The organism is Enterococcus sp. AZ156 (genome assembly GCF_051714165.1).
Lineage (GTDB): Bacteria > Bacillota > Bacilli > Lactobacillales > Enterococcaceae > Enterococcus_B > Enterococcus_B pernyi.
Genome location: NZ_JBIORI010000001.1, coordinates 1227338 through 1241645 on the forward strand (window position 1 = coordinate 1227338; position 14308 = coordinate 1241645).

At 39.4% G+C, this 14308-nt stretch carries 15 protein-coding genes and 1 riboswitch; of the genes, 12 read left to right on the forward strand and 3 right to left on the reverse strand.

The window, feature by feature from the left end; translation table 11 throughout:
- Positions 1–2: 2 nt before the first annotated feature.
- Complete coding sequence (locus IGJ95_RS05895; protein ID WP_019723963.1) at positions 3–1484, forward strand: flotillin family protein; 1482 nt, start codon at positions 3–5, stop codon at positions 1482–1484.
- Between the two features lie 49 nt (positions 1485–1533).
- Here IGJ95_RS05895 and IGJ95_RS05900 read toward each other — a convergent pair whose 3' ends face one another.
- A complete protein-coding gene (locus IGJ95_RS05900) occupies positions 1534–2130 on the reverse strand; it encodes an FUSC family protein (RefSeq protein ID WP_010735697.1) in 597 nt (198 codons plus the stop codon).
- Between the two features lie 109 nt (positions 2131–2239).
- Here IGJ95_RS05900 and IGJ95_RS05905 point away from each other — a divergent pair, with 109 nt between their 5' ends.
- Positions 2240–3205 (forward strand): aromatic acid exporter family protein, encoded by a 966-nt coding sequence (locus tag IGJ95_RS05905; protein WP_023519510.1) that lies wholly within the window; start codon positions 2240–2242, stop codon positions 3203–3205.
- Positions 3206–3262: 57 nt separating this feature from the next.
- Here the strand turns inward: IGJ95_RS05905 and IGJ95_RS05910 are convergent, their stop codons facing one another.
- Complete coding sequence (locus tag IGJ95_RS05910; RefSeq protein ID WP_010735695.1) at positions 3263–4222, reverse strand: Gfo/Idh/MocA family protein; 960 nt, start codon at positions 4220–4222, stop codon at positions 3263–3265.
- A 196-nt stretch (positions 4223–4418) separates the two neighbouring features.
- Here IGJ95_RS05910 and IGJ95_RS05915 point away from each other — a divergent pair, with 196 nt between their 5' ends.
- The 9 genes from IGJ95_RS05915 (at position 4419) to purB (ending at position 12800) form a co-directional block, all read left to right on the forward strand.
- Complete coding sequence (locus IGJ95_RS05915; protein ID WP_010735694.1) at positions 4419–4955, forward strand: hypothetical protein; 537 nt, start codon at positions 4419–4421, stop codon at positions 4953–4955.
- Positions 4956–4968: 13 nt separating this feature from the next.
- Positions 4969–5769, forward strand: coding sequence for a M15 family metallopeptidase (locus IGJ95_RS05920; protein ID WP_019723460.1), 801 nt, complete (start codon positions 4969–4971; stop codon positions 5767–5769).
- 9 nt (positions 5770–5778) lie between these two features.
- A complete protein-coding gene (locus IGJ95_RS05925; protein WP_023519513.1) occupies positions 5779–6393 on the forward strand; it encodes a glycoside hydrolase family 73 protein in 615 nt (204 codons plus the stop codon).
- 24 nt (positions 6394–6417) lie between these two features.
- Positions 6418–7095 carry a hypothetical protein gene (locus IGJ95_RS05930; RefSeq protein WP_010735691.1) on the forward strand — a complete coding sequence of 226 codons (678 nt, stop codon included), beginning with the start codon at positions 6418–6420 and terminating at the stop codon, positions 7093–7095.
- Positions 7096–7371: 276 nt separating this feature from the next.
- A riboswitch (purine riboswitch) is annotated at positions 7372–7469 on the forward strand.
- Between the two features lie 85 nt (positions 7470–7554).
- Positions 7555–8136 (forward strand): xanthine phosphoribosyltransferase, encoded by a 582-nt coding sequence (locus IGJ95_RS05935; protein WP_019723458.1) that lies wholly within the window; start codon positions 7555–7557, stop codon positions 8134–8136.
- Positions 8137–8138: 2 nt separating this feature from the next.
- Positions 8139–9443: a nucleobase:cation symporter-2 family protein gene (locus tag IGJ95_RS05940; protein WP_019723457.1), complete on the forward strand. Its 1305-nt coding sequence runs from the start codon at positions 8139–8141 to the stop codon at positions 9441–9443.
- Positions 9444–9885: 442 nt separating this feature from the next.
- Positions 9886–10374 (forward strand): 5-(carboxyamino)imidazole ribonucleotide mutase, encoded by a 489-nt coding sequence (purE, locus tag IGJ95_RS05945; RefSeq protein WP_010735688.1) that lies wholly within the window; start codon positions 9886–9888, stop codon positions 10372–10374.
- Positions 10367–11491 (forward strand): 5-(carboxyamino)imidazole ribonucleotide synthase, encoded by a 1125-nt coding sequence (gene purK, locus IGJ95_RS05950; protein WP_010735687.1) that lies wholly within the window; start codon positions 10367–10369, stop codon positions 11489–11491. Before purE ends, purK begins: the two co-directional genes overlap by 8 nt.
- A gap of 13 nt (positions 11492–11504) precedes the next feature.
- Positions 11505–12800, forward strand: a complete 1296-nt coding sequence (gene purB, locus IGJ95_RS05955) for an adenylosuccinate lyase (RefSeq protein WP_010735686.1) — start codon at positions 11505–11507, stop codon at positions 12798–12800.
- 139 nt (positions 12801–12939) lie between these two features.
- On the opposite strand, the gene IGJ95_RS05960 is transcribed toward purB, so the two are convergent.
- Positions 12940–13317, reverse strand: a complete 378-nt coding sequence (locus IGJ95_RS05960) for a hypothetical protein (protein WP_010735685.1) — start codon at positions 13315–13317, stop codon at positions 12940–12942.
- Between the two features lie 256 nt (positions 13318–13573).
- On the opposite strand from IGJ95_RS05960, the gene purC reads away from it, so the two are divergent.
- Positions 13574–14305: a phosphoribosylaminoimidazolesuccinocarboxamide synthase gene (gene purC, locus IGJ95_RS05965; RefSeq protein ID WP_010735684.1), complete on the forward strand. Its 732-nt coding sequence runs from the start codon at positions 13574–13576 to the stop codon at positions 14303–14305.
- The last annotated feature ends 3 nt before the right edge of the window (positions 14306–14308 follow it).

Genomic DNA, 14308 nt, shown 5'->3' on the forward strand with positions numbered 1-14308 from the left:
AAATGGAAATATCTGGAGTGTTTGTTGCAATTGTTTTAGCAGTGTTGATCGTTTTAATGTTATTAATCGTCTTTGTCGCTAAGTACCAAACGGCAAAGCCTGACGAAGCATTGATCATCAGTGGTAGTTACTTGGGAAGTAAAAATGTCCATGCCGACGAGAGTAACAATAAAATCAAAATCGTCCGCGGTGGAGGTGCATTCGTATTACCAGTTTTCCAACGTTCGAATCGCATCAGTTTATTATCAAGCAAATTAGACGTGTCTACCCCAGAAGTTTATACAGAGCAGGGTGTGCCGGTGATGTGTGACGGTACTTCGATCATCAAGATCGGTTCTTCTGTCGAAGAAATTGCGACAGCAGCGGAACAATTTCTAGGGAAAACGCGAGAAGAACTTGAAAATGAAGCCCGTGAAGTCTTAGAAGGTCATTTGCGGTCGATCCTAGGTTCGATGACAGTAGAAGAAATTTACCAAAATCGTGACAAATTCAGCCAAAGTGTGCAAGAAGTTGCCTCGGTGGATCTAGCAAAAATGGGCTTGATCATTGTTTCGTTCACGATCAAAGAAGTCCGTGATAAAAATGGTTATTTGGATTCTTTGGGGAAACCACGGATTGCTCAAGTCAAACGTGATGCAGATATTGCAGAAGCAGAAGCACTAAAAGAAACGCGTATCAAAAAGGCGGAAGCAGAGAAAGAATCTCAAGCCGCAGAATTACAACGCCAAACAGAGATCGCCGAATCTTTAAAAGAAAAAGAATTGAAATTAGCTGCCTATAAACAGGAGCAAGATGTGGCACGAGCAAAAGCTGACCAAGCGTATAATTTAGAAAGTGCCAGAGAACAACAACAAGTAATCGAACAAGAGATGCAAGTAAAAGTCGTCGAACGTCAAAAACAAATCGAATTAGAAGAAAAAGAAATCATTCGTCGTGAAAAACAATACGATTCTGAAGTGAAGAAAAAAGCCGATGCGGATCGTTACGCCAAAGAACAAGAAGCCCAAGCACAAAAAGTCAAAGAAGTGACTGAGGCAGAAGCAGAACAATTTAGAATCGAAGCCTTAGCCCAAGCCCAAGCCAACCAAACTCGTTTAGCTGGACAAGCCGAGGCAGAAGCCACGTTAGCAAAAGGGAAAGCGGAAGCAGAAGCAAAACAAAAAATCGCAGATGCGTTCAAAGAATATGGAGAAGCTGCTGTGCTTAGCATGGTGATCGAAATGTTGCCTCAATTGATGCGTGAAGCGGCACAACCGCTAGGCAATATCGAAAAAATCTCTGTTGTTGATACAGGAAACTCCTCAGGTGAAGCAGGTGGCGCCAATCGAGTGACAAGCTATGCGACAAACTTGTTGTCGACGACACAAGAAACGTTGAAAGAAACAACTGGATTGGACATCAAAGATATCATTGAGAATCTTTCCACTCGTGGAAATTCTAGACAATTGAATGTCTATGAAGGATCAAATGAACCGAAAGAATAACTTAAGAAAGACTCAAAGGATCATGTCCTTTGAGTCTTTTGTTGGTTCGCTATTTATTTTCATTTTGCTCACGGATCTGTGCTTTTACTTCTTCAAGACTTTCAAGTAAAGCCTGCTCTTTTTTTCTTAATTGTTCTAAGTCCTCGACAATCTCTTCTTTTTTTTCAACTTCTGGCGGACGCAAGCAAAAATTGATACCGATAGCAATAAATGTCCCGATAAATGTATCGAAAACCCGCTCAATCGCATAGAAGGCTGACTCTCCTTGAGGGATACTTAAAGAGATCAGTAATAATGTTGCAATAGCAGCAATGATTCCAGAATTATTATTGATACCGTCAGATAAGACGATCACAATGATCACTAAAAGTGGGAGAACGATCAGTTCAACTAAAAAATCATTGTGGAAGTAACTTTTTACAAAAAAATAGAAAATACCTAATCCGCCACCAAGTAGATTGCCAATAATACGCGAGCGACCAAAAGAAAAGGTCGTAGTCAAATCCTGGCGCAAGGAAAAAACAGCAGATAGGGCAGCAATCATTGGAATGCCACGATCAAAGAGATGAAAGATCAAAATACATAAGAAAACGGCTAAAGCACTCTTCATTGTACGCATACCAAGTCGAAAGCGTCCAAATTGCATAGTATACTCTCCTTTACGTTCTTTACAATATCATAACTAAACTTACCTTGGATTGCTAGTTTTTCATGAACGAATTTAGTATAATTCAATAAAAAGAAAGGAGCCGATCATGCGTATTGGAATGAGAACGGTAAAAACGGTCATCAGTGTATTTGCTTCCATGTTGGTTGCAAACTACTTTTCCTTATTATTCTGGCCATCTGCCGGTATTATTGCGTTGTTAAGCGTAGGGAATACTCGTCGCTCCACCTTGATGACTGGGATCTATCGAGTCGCTGCATTTATTGTCGCTACGCTTATTGCCTACATGTGTTTTACACTTTTGGGCTATCGAATCATCAGTTTCAGTGTCTTTCTATTATTTTTTATTCCAATCGCCGTGCGGTTCAAATTGACAGAAGGAATCGTTGTAAACTCAGTCTTGATCACTCATTATCTTAGTGAACAAAGTATGAGTTGGCAATTGATCACAAACGAAGCAGCCTTGATGATCATTGGTGTAGGCTTTGCTTTGTTATCTAATGTCTATATGCCAGATAGTAAAAAACGTTTAAAGGAAAATCAAATGATCATCGAAGAGCGATTTCGTCTTCTTTTGAAGAATATGGCAGACTTTTTGCTTTCTGGCGAAGCTTACGAAAATCAAGGGTTATGCAAAGAATTACAAGTTTATATTCGAGAAAGTCAAGCATATGCACGGAATCACCAAGAGAATAACTTGCTTAGACAAAATCAATACTATGAAACCTATTTTTCTATGCGACGGGCTCAGATCAATGTGATCCAAGATATGCAAGAAAATTTAGCTTATATCCAGGACCCAGTGCCTTATAGCGACCATATATACGGCTTGTTGATCTATACAGCTGAGACATTTTCTGAATCAAATGATGGCAAAGAAATATTGACACGGATCGAAGAGGTCTATGGAATGTATCGTCAAATGCCATTGCCGACTACTCGAAGTGAATTTGAGGATCGTGCGGAATTGTTTCAGTTTTTACAGTCATTTAAAAGTTTTATTGAAATAAAAGTAGAATTTTCTCAGCAGATGATAGTGGATGCGGAAAAGTGAACAAATAAGACGAAGCGATGAGGAGACCATTCTCGCTTCGTCTTATTTGTATTTTGTTTATTTGTTATTCTTCCAATGCTCTTGCATATCATCTAAGAGTGCAATCACTTCGGTGGTTAAGTACAGGGAACGGTTTGGAAGTTCTCCTTCGATCATTTTTACCATATTTTCAATTTCATAATTCATTGCTTGCGCACGATGGCCACTTTCGATCAATTCTTTTGTACCGTCAGTATACATGATTTCGGCTTGGTCAGCTCTAGGATAATCATTGATCGAGATATACCCATTTTCAAAAGCAACGATTCCGACTTTTGGCATTTTTGCTTGGAAGGTCAGGTTGATCGTAGCTAGTTCATTTTCTTTATTTTGCAAGATCGTTACAGATTGTTCATCGACACCTGTTTTAAATGGAATCATACGAGAGGCGATGACTTCCGGTTGTGAGCTCAAAAAGAATCGAGCAAATGAAACAGCATAGGTTCCAATGTCAAGTAATGCTCCACCTGCTAAATCAGGGTTGAAGAAGCGGTTGGTCGGATCAGGTTCTTTGTAACTGCCAAAAGGTGCTTGGATCATCTTTAATGCACCTAACTTGCCTGAATCGATCATTGAACGAAGTTGATGATACAAAGGCATGTTGAAAATCGTCATCGCTTCTGCCAAGATCAGCTGTTTTTGTTCGGCTAATTGGATGGCTTGTTGAAGTTCTGCCTTATTCATCGTGATGGCTTTTTCGCATAAGACATGTTTCCCAGCTTCCAAGGCAGGAAGAATATAGTCGATATGTTGACGATTCGGAACGGCGATATACACGATATCAACTTCAGCATCTTGCAACATTTCATGATAATCGCCATACGCTTTTTTGATAGAATGGCGTGTAGCAAAATCCTGTGCTTTTTCCAAAGTTCGTGATGCAACAGCAACCAATTCACTTGATGTTTGATCGAAGTTTTCTGCAAATTCGTTAGCAATCGATCCTAGACCGACAATGCCCCATTGGTATTTTTTCATTTTTCATCTCTCCTTGACGTGATATATTTAATATAAGGGTATTTAGTTGAATACTCTTGGTTTCGCTATTATTATATCAAAAAAAGGACTTCCAATCGTTTTGAAGAATTGCTTTCTAAAAAAAGGTGAAAGAAATGTTCTAATAGATGATTTTTTACCTTAATTTAAGTAGAATAAGAAGGAGGAGGAGATTGCGATGCATCAAGTATACGTTGATCTTATTATGAGTGTTTTACTCGAACAATTTGAAACAGAAGAAAATTTCTTAGATACTTATCTATTGGTGGATGAAACAACTTGGCAAGCTTGGAAGCGTGGTGAACAAAACTTACCATCCGAGGTCATGCAAAAAGTGAAAAATCTTTTTACGGACTATGAATGGATGTTGACGCAAAAAATTCTACGTCAAACCATTATTTTCCCTGAAAAAAGAAACGTTGCAGTAGCCGAATATAAGCAAATCAAAACACGTATTGCTCAGAAATGGGTAAGTAGTGGCAGTGCGAATGTAGAGTTGCTCCCTTTAAAAAATGATCAAATTGTCAATGGATATCTTGACTTGAAAGTCAGTATTCAATATGATGAGTGGGGTTATGATGACATTTTGAACTTTCGATTACCAGCAGAAGTTCAAAAGCAAATCGAAGGGGAGAAAATCGAGTTGTTAGATTGGGTAAATGAAAATCTGGAAGAAACTTACGTGAGTGAGAAAGTGGAACCAGAAAGGGAATGAAAGGATTTTTTGCGTGAATAAAATTTTAGGCGTTATCTCAGTCGTGATTATGATTGTTGCGATGGGCTATCTGGTTGTTAGTGAGAGTCGGACGGATACGAAAGCTCAAGCTGATAATTCAAAGACAGAACAAACAAATACGACGAGTGCGACAGAAGAAAGTACAGAAAAAGCAACAAAAAAAGCAACCTCTAGTGATTTGCCAGATGTTAAGTTGGATGATTGGTCGCTAGTATTGGTAGGACCTGATCATAAAATCGAGACAGAAATCGATGAAGCCAACCAATTGGCTGCGCTAGATAATGGCTATCTGATCGACAAACGTATTAAAGCTGATTATGAAGAACTGGCTAACGCAGCTAAAGCTGCGGGCTTTCCTTTAGTTATGGTATCGGCCTATCGCTCAGTTGCGACACAACAAGAGGTGTTCGCTCAAAATGTCCAACAGGTGATGAGTAGTCAGGGAGTCACTGAAGAAGAGGCGACCGCGATTACGAAAAAAACTATGACAGAACCGGGTTACAGTGAACACCATACAGGTTTAGCTGTGGATGTGGTCGATGAAACATGGTACAACAATTATCCCAATACTGTATTGGATGAAAAATATGGTGACGAACCAGGTGCGAAATGGCTTGCGGACAATGCCTCTAAATATGGCTTTATCATCCGTTATCCAAAAGGTCGAGAAGATATTACAAAAATCACTTACGAACCTTGGCACCTGCGTTATGTAGGCAAAGAAAGTGCAGAATATATCACATCAAACGATTTAACGATGGAGGAGTACTTGGACCAACTAAAAGAAAAGTAGGAATAAGAGATGGCAAAAAACAAATGGAAAAAACAAAGGCGTAAAAATAATCGCTGGTTTGCTGTAGTTTTAGGGAGTATGTTGATCATGATGGCTTTTGTTTTTTCTTTGAGAAGTTTGTCATCGCCCTACTCTACGGAAGCACAGCAACAAGAAACACTGACTCATCAGGAATTTATCAACGCATTAGTTCCACATGCGAAAGAACTACAACAAGGCTATGGCGTTTTGCCAAGTATCATTATTGGGCAAGCCATCCTTGAATCTGATTGGGGCAATAGTACGCTTGCCAGTAAATATAAGAACTTGTTCGGTATCAAAGCGTTTGGGAACGAAGAAAAAGTCAATCTGGAAACAAAAGAATATATCAATGAAGAATGGATCACCATCCAAGGAGACTTTCGAGTCTATTCTTCGTGGAAACAATCAATGGATGACCACACAGCTTTATTTGTCAATGGTGTCGATTGGAATCCTGCATTGTATGCGAATGTGATCACTGCGACCAATTATATTGAAGCAGCTCATGCGTTACAGGCGGCAGGATATGCGACAGATCCGACATATGCTGATAAAATCATACATGTGATTGAAACTTACCAGTTAAATCAATACGATCAATAATCAGGAAAGAACGGAAGTGGACGGATGGCAGATTTATTTGTTCCAGAAATAATGACAGAATTACGTAAGGATATCGTGAGAGTCCCAGAGGTCATTATGGAAGCAAGTGGTATTAAAATTTTTGGCAAGTTGATACGTTCGATTATCTTCACCACGGATATTGCGATCATCAGAAACACCAATGCAAATGCAGTGATCGCAGTTTATCCTTTTACACCCCATCCGGCGATTACGAAAAGCATCATTGAAGCAGCGGATATCCCTGTGTTTTCAGGTGTCGGTGGTGGCTTGACACAAGGGATGCGTTCGGCATATATGAGCCTTTTTGCAGAAGCACAAGGATCATTAGGCGTAGTCTTGAATGGTCCAACACCAGTAGAGACTGTCCATGATGTCTGTCAAGTGGTTGATATACCGGTAATCAGTACAGTCACGTCTAAATACTCGGAAATCGACGAAAAATTGGCAGCAGGCATTACGATCATCAATATCAGTGCGGGAAAAGATACAGCAGACACTGTTCGCTTTTTCCGAGAAAAGTACCCAGAATTACCGATTATTGCGACTGGAGGTCCCACGGAAGAAAGCATCAAAGAAACGATTGAAGCTGGCGCCAATGCAATCACCTACACACCACCTAGTAGCGGAGAGTTATTCAGTCGTAAAATGGACAAGTATCGAAAAATCGAGAAAACCAATTGAGTACCAAACGAAAATAAATATCATTCAACCAACCATAGATAATAGTTATCGATATAAACTTGGCTTTAGCAACCTTTTCCTTTATGGGATTGGTTGCTTTATTTCATAAATACTATTTTGTTTGCTAGGATGAAACTATGAGGTTTATCAAGTCTAATCTAAAGATAAATCCTTCATGAGAAAAACAAGAAATATAGTTGTAAGTTTCAGAAACAAGTGTTAGACTGTTTTCATCGTTTAAAAATTAAAATATTTTGTTTCTAAAAATATCATTTATCAATCGAATATCGAACAACTTATATATCGTCATAATAAGGATGACAGTTTCTAGCCAGCACCGTAAATGTTGGACTATAAGTGAAAAAGTAGTGAAACATCTTTTTTGCTTATACATGAGCAGTAGAGATGTTTTTTTCTATTTTGAGTGGCATGAATTTAGCAAGAAAAGGAGTAAATAAAGTGAGAGAATTAGTTGAACGTATCAATAAAGATGGACAAGTCTTGGGTGAAGGCGTGTTGAAAGTAGATAGTTTTGTTACCCATCAGGTAGATCCAGTGTTGATGGAACAAATGGGCCAACGTTTTGCGGAAGTATTTAAAGAACAAGGAATCACTAAAGTGGTGACAATTGAAGCTTCTGGTATCGCCCCTGCTTTATTTGCGGCTAAAGAGCTCGGTGTACCGATGATCTTTGCAAGAAAAGCCAAAAGTTTGACGATGGATGAAGAATTATTGACGGCATCCGTTTATTCATTTACGAAACAAGTAACAAGCACGATATCGATTTCTCGTAAATTCTTGTCTTCTGAAGATAAAGTATTGATCATTGATGACTTTTTAGCGAATGGTCAGGCGGCAAAAGGTTTGATCGAATTGTGCCAACAAGCAGGTGCGAGTGTTGAGGGAATCGGGATCGTCATTGAAAAATCCTTCCAAGACGGTCGTCAACTTCTTGAAGAAATGGGCTTAAAAGTGGTCTCACTTGCCCGCGTAGCATCACTTTCTGATGGTCAAGTAGATTTTCTTGAGGAGGATGCGTAAGCGTGGAGAAAGAAACTCAAAATGGAAAAGCAGCTGTCTTAGGGTTACAGCATTTATTAGCGATGTATGCGGGAGCAGTCGCTGTACCGTTATTGATTGGTACGGGGTTAGGATTTAATCAAGAACAAATGACTTATCTTATCTCAATCGATATTTTCATGTGTGGATTAGCGACGCTCTTGCAATTAACTGTCAATCGCTTTTTCGGGATCGGTTTACCAGTTGTTTTAGGTTGTGCGATCCAAGCAGTTGCGCCGTTGATTTTGATCGGTAGCACAGAAGGTGTCGGTGCGATCTATGGCTCGATCATCGCGTCAGGGATTTTTGTTGTGCTAGTTGCTGGTTTCTTTTCAAAGATCAAAAAACTATTTCCGCCGATTGTTACTGGAACAGTGATTACAGTGATTGGCTTGACGTTGATTCCAGTAGCCATCGAAAAAATGGGTGGCGGCAGTGCAACTGCTCCAGGCTTTGGTGATCTGACGAATTTATTATTAGCGTTTGTCACGATCCTACTGATCGTTGGTGTGCAATTATTAGGCAAAGGGTTCATTCGATCCATTGCGGTTTTGATCGGTTTGATCGGTGGAAGTATCTTAGCTGCCTTTTTAGGTAGAATCGATCTAGGAGCAATTGGACAAGCCCCTGTTTTTCACGTACCGCAACCTTTTTACTTTGGAAAACCGACATTTGAAATCTGGTCGATCTTATTGATGATCATCATTTCAATGGTAAGTATGGTAGAATCAACAGGCGTCTATTTTGCCTTAGGAGATATCACTGGAAAAAAAGTCGGGGAAGAGCAGTTGAAAAAAGGTTATCGAGCAGAGGGGTTAGCCGTCATCTTAGGTGGTATCTTTAACACATTTCCTTATACAGGATTTTCGCAAAATGTTGGGTTGGTACAACTTTCAGGAATCAAAACAAGAAAACCCATTTACTTTTCCGCTTTCTTTTTGATCATCTTGGGCTTATTCCCTAAAATCGGCGCAGTGGCTCAAATCATACCTGAACCAGTCCTTGGTGGCGGGATGTTGGTCATGTTTGGAATGGTGGCGATCCAAGGAATCCGGATGTTATTAGAAGTAGATTTTACAAATGACAAAAATTTATTGATTGCTGCAGTGTCGATTGGTTTTGGTTTAGGCTTCAATTTGATGCCCGAATTATTCAGCCAGTTACCTGAAACAGTTCAAATGTTCACAGGAAATGGGATCGTTATGAGCAGTATCACAGCAATTGTGTTGAACTTAGTTTTTAACGGACTAAAACAAGACGAGAGAATCATTAAAGAAGCATTGAAGTAATGATGTAGATTACTTTTATAAATCATAGCTAGTAATTGAATAAGGTAGAGACCTTTTTAGCTTAGAGAGATAAGGCGCCATCCACGAAATTTGTTTTTCAAATTTTTGTGGAGGGTGCCTTATTTTCGAAGAGTTTACTTTTGTTCCTGCCGTTTATTCGATTTTAGGTGGTGCGAGAAGACGAATGTCCCAGACGAATTTTTTAATTGTAGCAAATTCATGAACAGATTCTCTCTGCATTTTGGATACATGAAGAAAAAGTGTTATATCCTTAAAAAAAACAAATGATTTGGACCAGAAAAAACTTGATTTCAACAAGCAAGAGTTGATTTGTTAAAGACGAACAATAAATCTTTTTATCTATTTTTCATTCGAATTTATCTTGATTTACAGAGGGGCGATTGATAAAATATAAGTGAATACGAATCGAGAGGAGAAACGAATGGCTGCAAAAATTTCTGTAATAATGGGGAGCATCTCGGATTGGGAGACAATGAAACATGCGTGTGAGATTATTGAAGAATTTGGCGTTTCTTTTGAAAAGAAAGTAGTTTCAGCACATCGAACACCAGATTTGATGTTTTCGTATGCAGAAGAAGCTCGAGAAAAAGGTATAAAAGTGATTATTGCAGGTGCGGGAGGAGCAGCTCATTTACCAGGGATGGTTGCTGCAAAGACGACATTACCGGTTATTGGTGTTCCTGTTCAAAGCCGAACATTGAACGGATTGGATTCTTTGCTATCCATTGTCCAAATGCCAGGCGGCGTGCCTGTGGCGACGACAGCGATTGGAAAAGCAGGCGCAATTAATGCCGGTCTACTTGCGATACAGATGCTTTCAATGTATGATTTAGAGTTGGAGGCTGCATTAGCGAAACGACGCGCAATGTCGGTTGAATCTGTAATAGAAAGTAGTGATCAACTTGGTTAAACCATTATTACCAGGCTCGACGATCGGAATCGTCGGTGGTGGACAGTTAGGTCGCATGATGGCGATCAGTGCAAAAGAGATGGGATTCAAAGTCGGTGTGCTTGATCCGATGAATGATTGTCCGGCTGCTCAAGTAGCGGACTGGCACATTGAAAGTTCCTACGATGATACGTTTGCTCTAGAAGAACTTGCAAGACGAACTGAGGTTATCACCTACGAATTTGAGAATGTGAGTGTGGAAGCACTGAATGCGATTTTGCCGATGTCATTTATTCCTCAAGGAACAGATTTGTTGGCGATCACGCAAGATCGTCTACTAGAAAAATCATTTTTAGAAACAAATAATATCGTGATCGCTCCACATGCAACGATCGTCAGTCCCACAGATATCCAAGATGCAATCGATGGTATCGGTTATCCTTGTGTCTTGAAAACAACTCGTGGCGGATATGACGGTAAGGGGCAATATGTACTGAAGAGTCGAGCGGACTTAGCTCCTGCGATGGATCTTTTAAGAGAAGGAACTTGCGTATTAGAAGCTTGGATTCCATTTGAAAAAGAACTATCGATCATGGTCGCAGGCAATGGGCAAGGGCAATATACGACATTTCCAGTTGTTGAAAATATCCATTGTAATAATATTCTCCATGAAACGATTGCGCCAGCAACTGTTTCAGCGGATGTGATCGAAGAGGCAGAAAGAATTGCTAAAGTGATTGCTGAAGCAGTGAGTTTGTCCGGTGCACTGGGCGTCGAAATGTTTTTGACGAAGACTGGTGGATTGTATGTGAATGAATTGGCACCGCGTCCACACAATTCAGGACATTACACCTTAGAAGCATGCGGAATGACACAATTTGATGCGCATATCCGTGGGATTTGCGGTTGGCCTTTACCTAAAAAAGTCCCATTGTTAAGTGATGCCGTCATGGTCAACGTTTTAGGTGAACAACTATTAGAAAGTTACAATTTGATTGCGAAAAAACAAGATTGGAAATTTCATTTCTATGGCAAGAAACAAGCGAAAAAAGGTCGTAAGATGGGACACATCACGATTTTGACAGAAGATATCGAGTCGACATTGAAAGAAATCGAAAAAACGAATATTTGGGATTAAAGGAGAATAGTTGATGTTAGAACGTTATACACGACCTGAAATGGGCAATATTTGGACAGAGCAAAATAAATATCAAGCATGGTTAGAAGTTGAAATACTTGCTGATGAAGCTTGGGCAGAATTAGGAGAAATACCTAAAGAAGATGTAGCGAAAATCCGTGAACACGCGTCTTTTGATATCGCTCGTATTTTAGAGATTGAGCAATCGACACGCCACGATGTCGTTGCTTTTACTCGAGCAGTTTCGGAAACACTTGGCGACGAAAGTAAATGGGTCCATTATGGATTAACAAGTACAGATGTGGTGGATACAGCTTATGGTTACCAAATCAAACAAGCAAATGACATTTTGCGCGAAGATTTGAAACGTTTCACAGCGATCATTGGTGAAAAAGCCAAAGAGCATAAGTATACAGTCATGATGGGACGTACGCATGGTGTGCATGCTGAGCCAACCACTTTCGGTCTTAAATTAGCTACTTGGTATTCTGAGATGAAACGAAATATCGAACGTTTTGAACATGCAGCAAAAGGCGTAGAAGCAGGGAAAATCTCCGGTGCTGTTGGTACGTTTGCGAATATCCCTCCGTTCATTGAAGAATATGTCTGCGAAAAACTAGGCATCCGTCCGCAAGAAGTATCGACGCAAGTTTTACCACGTGATCTACATGCCGAATATTTTGCGACAATGTCATTGATTGCGACCAGTATCGAACGCTTTGCGACAGAGATTCGTGGACTTCAAAAATCGGAAACACGAGAAGTCGAAGAATTTTTTGCTAAAGGACAAAAAGGCTCATCTGCTATGCCACATAAACGTAATCCGATCGGTTCAGAAAATATGGCTGGCTTAGCGCGAGTGATCCGTGGGCATATGATTACCGCTTATGAAAATGTTTCGTTGTGGCACGAAAGAGATATCTCCCATTCTTCTGCAGAACGGATCATTCTACCTGATACAACGATCCTACTTGATTATATGTTGAGCCGCTTCGGCAATATCGTTAAAAATCTAACGGTATTCCCAGAAAACATGAAACGTAACATGGATGCGACATTTGGCTTGATCTATAGCCAACGTGTCATGTTGAAATTGATTGATAAAGGGATGACAAGAGAAGAAGCGTATGATCTTGTTCAACCTAAGACAGCATATGCGTGGGATAATCAAGTGTCCTTCCGTCCTTTACTTGAAGAAGACGAAGCAATCACTTCTGTTTTGACACCAGAAGAAATCGCTGAAGCATTTGATTACAACCACCATATGAAAAATGTGGATGTCATTTTTGAACGTGTCGGTTTAGCATAAACCATTCAGTAAGAATAGATGTTAACAATGTTTCTCGACTGATCGAAAAAAACGAACAATCACTAGCTAGAACTATTTTTTTAAATGCAAGAAAAAAGAACATCCTTCAGACTAACTTCTGAGGGATGTTCTTTTTGGTTTAAGCATAAGCCATTTGATGACCCAAATTGAAATGTTGGGAATGTAGAAGATTCAATAATGTTTCAACAAATGTATAGCCAAATTCTTGTTGATCGAAGGTCACGAGCAATCGGTAATGATGCTTGAATAACTTTTGCTCATGGATTTGTTTGATCACTAGTTCATGGTTGTTTTGGGTCAAGTAATGGAATGTTCGTTTTCGACACTCCGATTGTCGTTTTGCTGCACGGCGAAGTTTTCTAAATGTATAAAAACTTCGATCCTTCATGCAAGCATCAACATCTTTGATAGCAAGTAGATCATTGTATAAGCGTGATTTTTCTTCAACAGATAAATCGAGTAAAAAGCGTTGGGCAGACGTACTTGGATCTTCCATTTAGTTACCTCCTTGAAACCTCTAACTGTTTTCTTTAAATCTACTATATCACCAATCAATAAATGTGTAAACGCTTCTTAACGAAGAACAACTATTCTTAATAAAAGCACGAAAGACGAACATTAAATGTTTTTAATGGTTTAAATGTACACTTTTGTATTGATTTGATTCCTGACCCTTGGTAAAATTTAAAGTGAAAAGACGAACAAATAATGTGTGTTGGTAATACAACGTTAACAAACAAGGAGTCGTAGACATGGAAAAACAGAACTTGCTCTATGAAGGAAAAGCAAAAAGAATGTTTAACACGAATGATGAAACTGTCCTGTGGGTGGAGTATCTAGATCAAGTGACTGCCCTCAACGGTGGAATGAAAGACCAAATGCAAGGGAAAGCAGAATTGAACAATCAAATCACAAGTGCTATTTTTGAATACTTATCGAATCAAGGAATAAAAAATCATTTTATTGAGAAATTGTCAAAAACCGAACAATTGATTAAAAAACGGTCGATCATTCTCTTAGAAGTGGTCGTCAGAAATATTTCAGCTGGAAGTTTTTCAAAACGCCTAGGAGTAGAAGAAGGGCAAGTGCTACCGACACCGATCGTTGAATTTTATTACAAAAAAGATGAACTAGATGATCCCTTCATCAATGATGCCCACGTTGGTTTCTTAGAGTTAGCAACGCCTGAAGAGATAGCGGAGCTTAAAAAACAAGCGTTGCAAATCAATGACCATCTGATAGAACTATTCAAAAAAATCAATTTACGATTAGTCGATTTTAAAGTGGAATTTGGACGTACTGCGACTGGCGAGATCGAATTAGCAGATGAAATTTCTCCGGATACATGTCGCTTATGGGATCTTACCACTAAGGAACATATGGATAAGGATGTCTACCGGCGAAAGATCGGCAACATCATTCCTGTCTATCAAGAAGTACTCGATCGTTTAAATCAATTATCACTCGAAAATAAAGGAGAATAAATC

Bases quoted from the DNA above. Each gene is read 5' to 3' on its own strand.
- IGJ95_RS05925 (WP_023519513.1), top strand. From the start codon at position 5,779: ATGGCAAAAAACAAATGGAAAAAACAAAGGCGTAAAAATAATCGCTGG.
- IGJ95_RS05895 (WP_019723963.1), top strand. From the start codon at position 3: ATGGAAATATCTGGAGTGTTTGTTGCAATTGTTTTAGCAGTGTTGATC.
- IGJ95_RS05900 (WP_010735697.1), bottom strand. From the start codon at position 2,130: ATGCAATTTGGACGCTTTCGACTTGGTATGCGTACAATGAAGAGTGCT.
- purE (WP_010735688.1), top strand. From the start codon at position 9,886: ATGGCTGCAAAAATTTCTGTAATAATGGGGAGCATCTCGGATTGGGAG.
- purC (WP_010735684.1), top strand. From the start codon at position 13,574: ATGGAAAAACAGAACTTGCTCTATGAAGGAAAAGCAAAAAGAATGTTT.
- purB (WP_010735686.1), top strand. From the start codon at position 11,505: ATGTTAGAACGTTATACACGACCTGAAATGGGCAATATTTGGACAGAG.
- IGJ95_RS05960 (WP_010735685.1), bottom strand. From the start codon at position 13,317: ATGGAAGATCCAAGTACGTCTGCCCAACGCTTTTTACTCGATTTATCT.
- IGJ95_RS05930 (WP_010735691.1), top strand. From the start codon at position 6,418: ATGGCAGATTTATTTGTTCCAGAAATAATGACAGAATTACGTAAGGAT.
- IGJ95_RS05915 (WP_010735694.1), top strand. From the start codon at position 4,419: ATGCATCAAGTATACGTTGATCTTATTATGAGTGTTTTACTCGAACAA.
- IGJ95_RS05910 (WP_010735695.1), bottom strand. From the start codon at position 4,222: ATGAAAAAATACCAATGGGGCATTGTCGGTCTAGGATCGATTGCTAAC.
- IGJ95_RS05905 (WP_023519510.1), top strand. From the start codon at position 2,240: ATGCGTATTGGAATGAGAACGGTAAAAACGGTCATCAGTGTATTTGCT.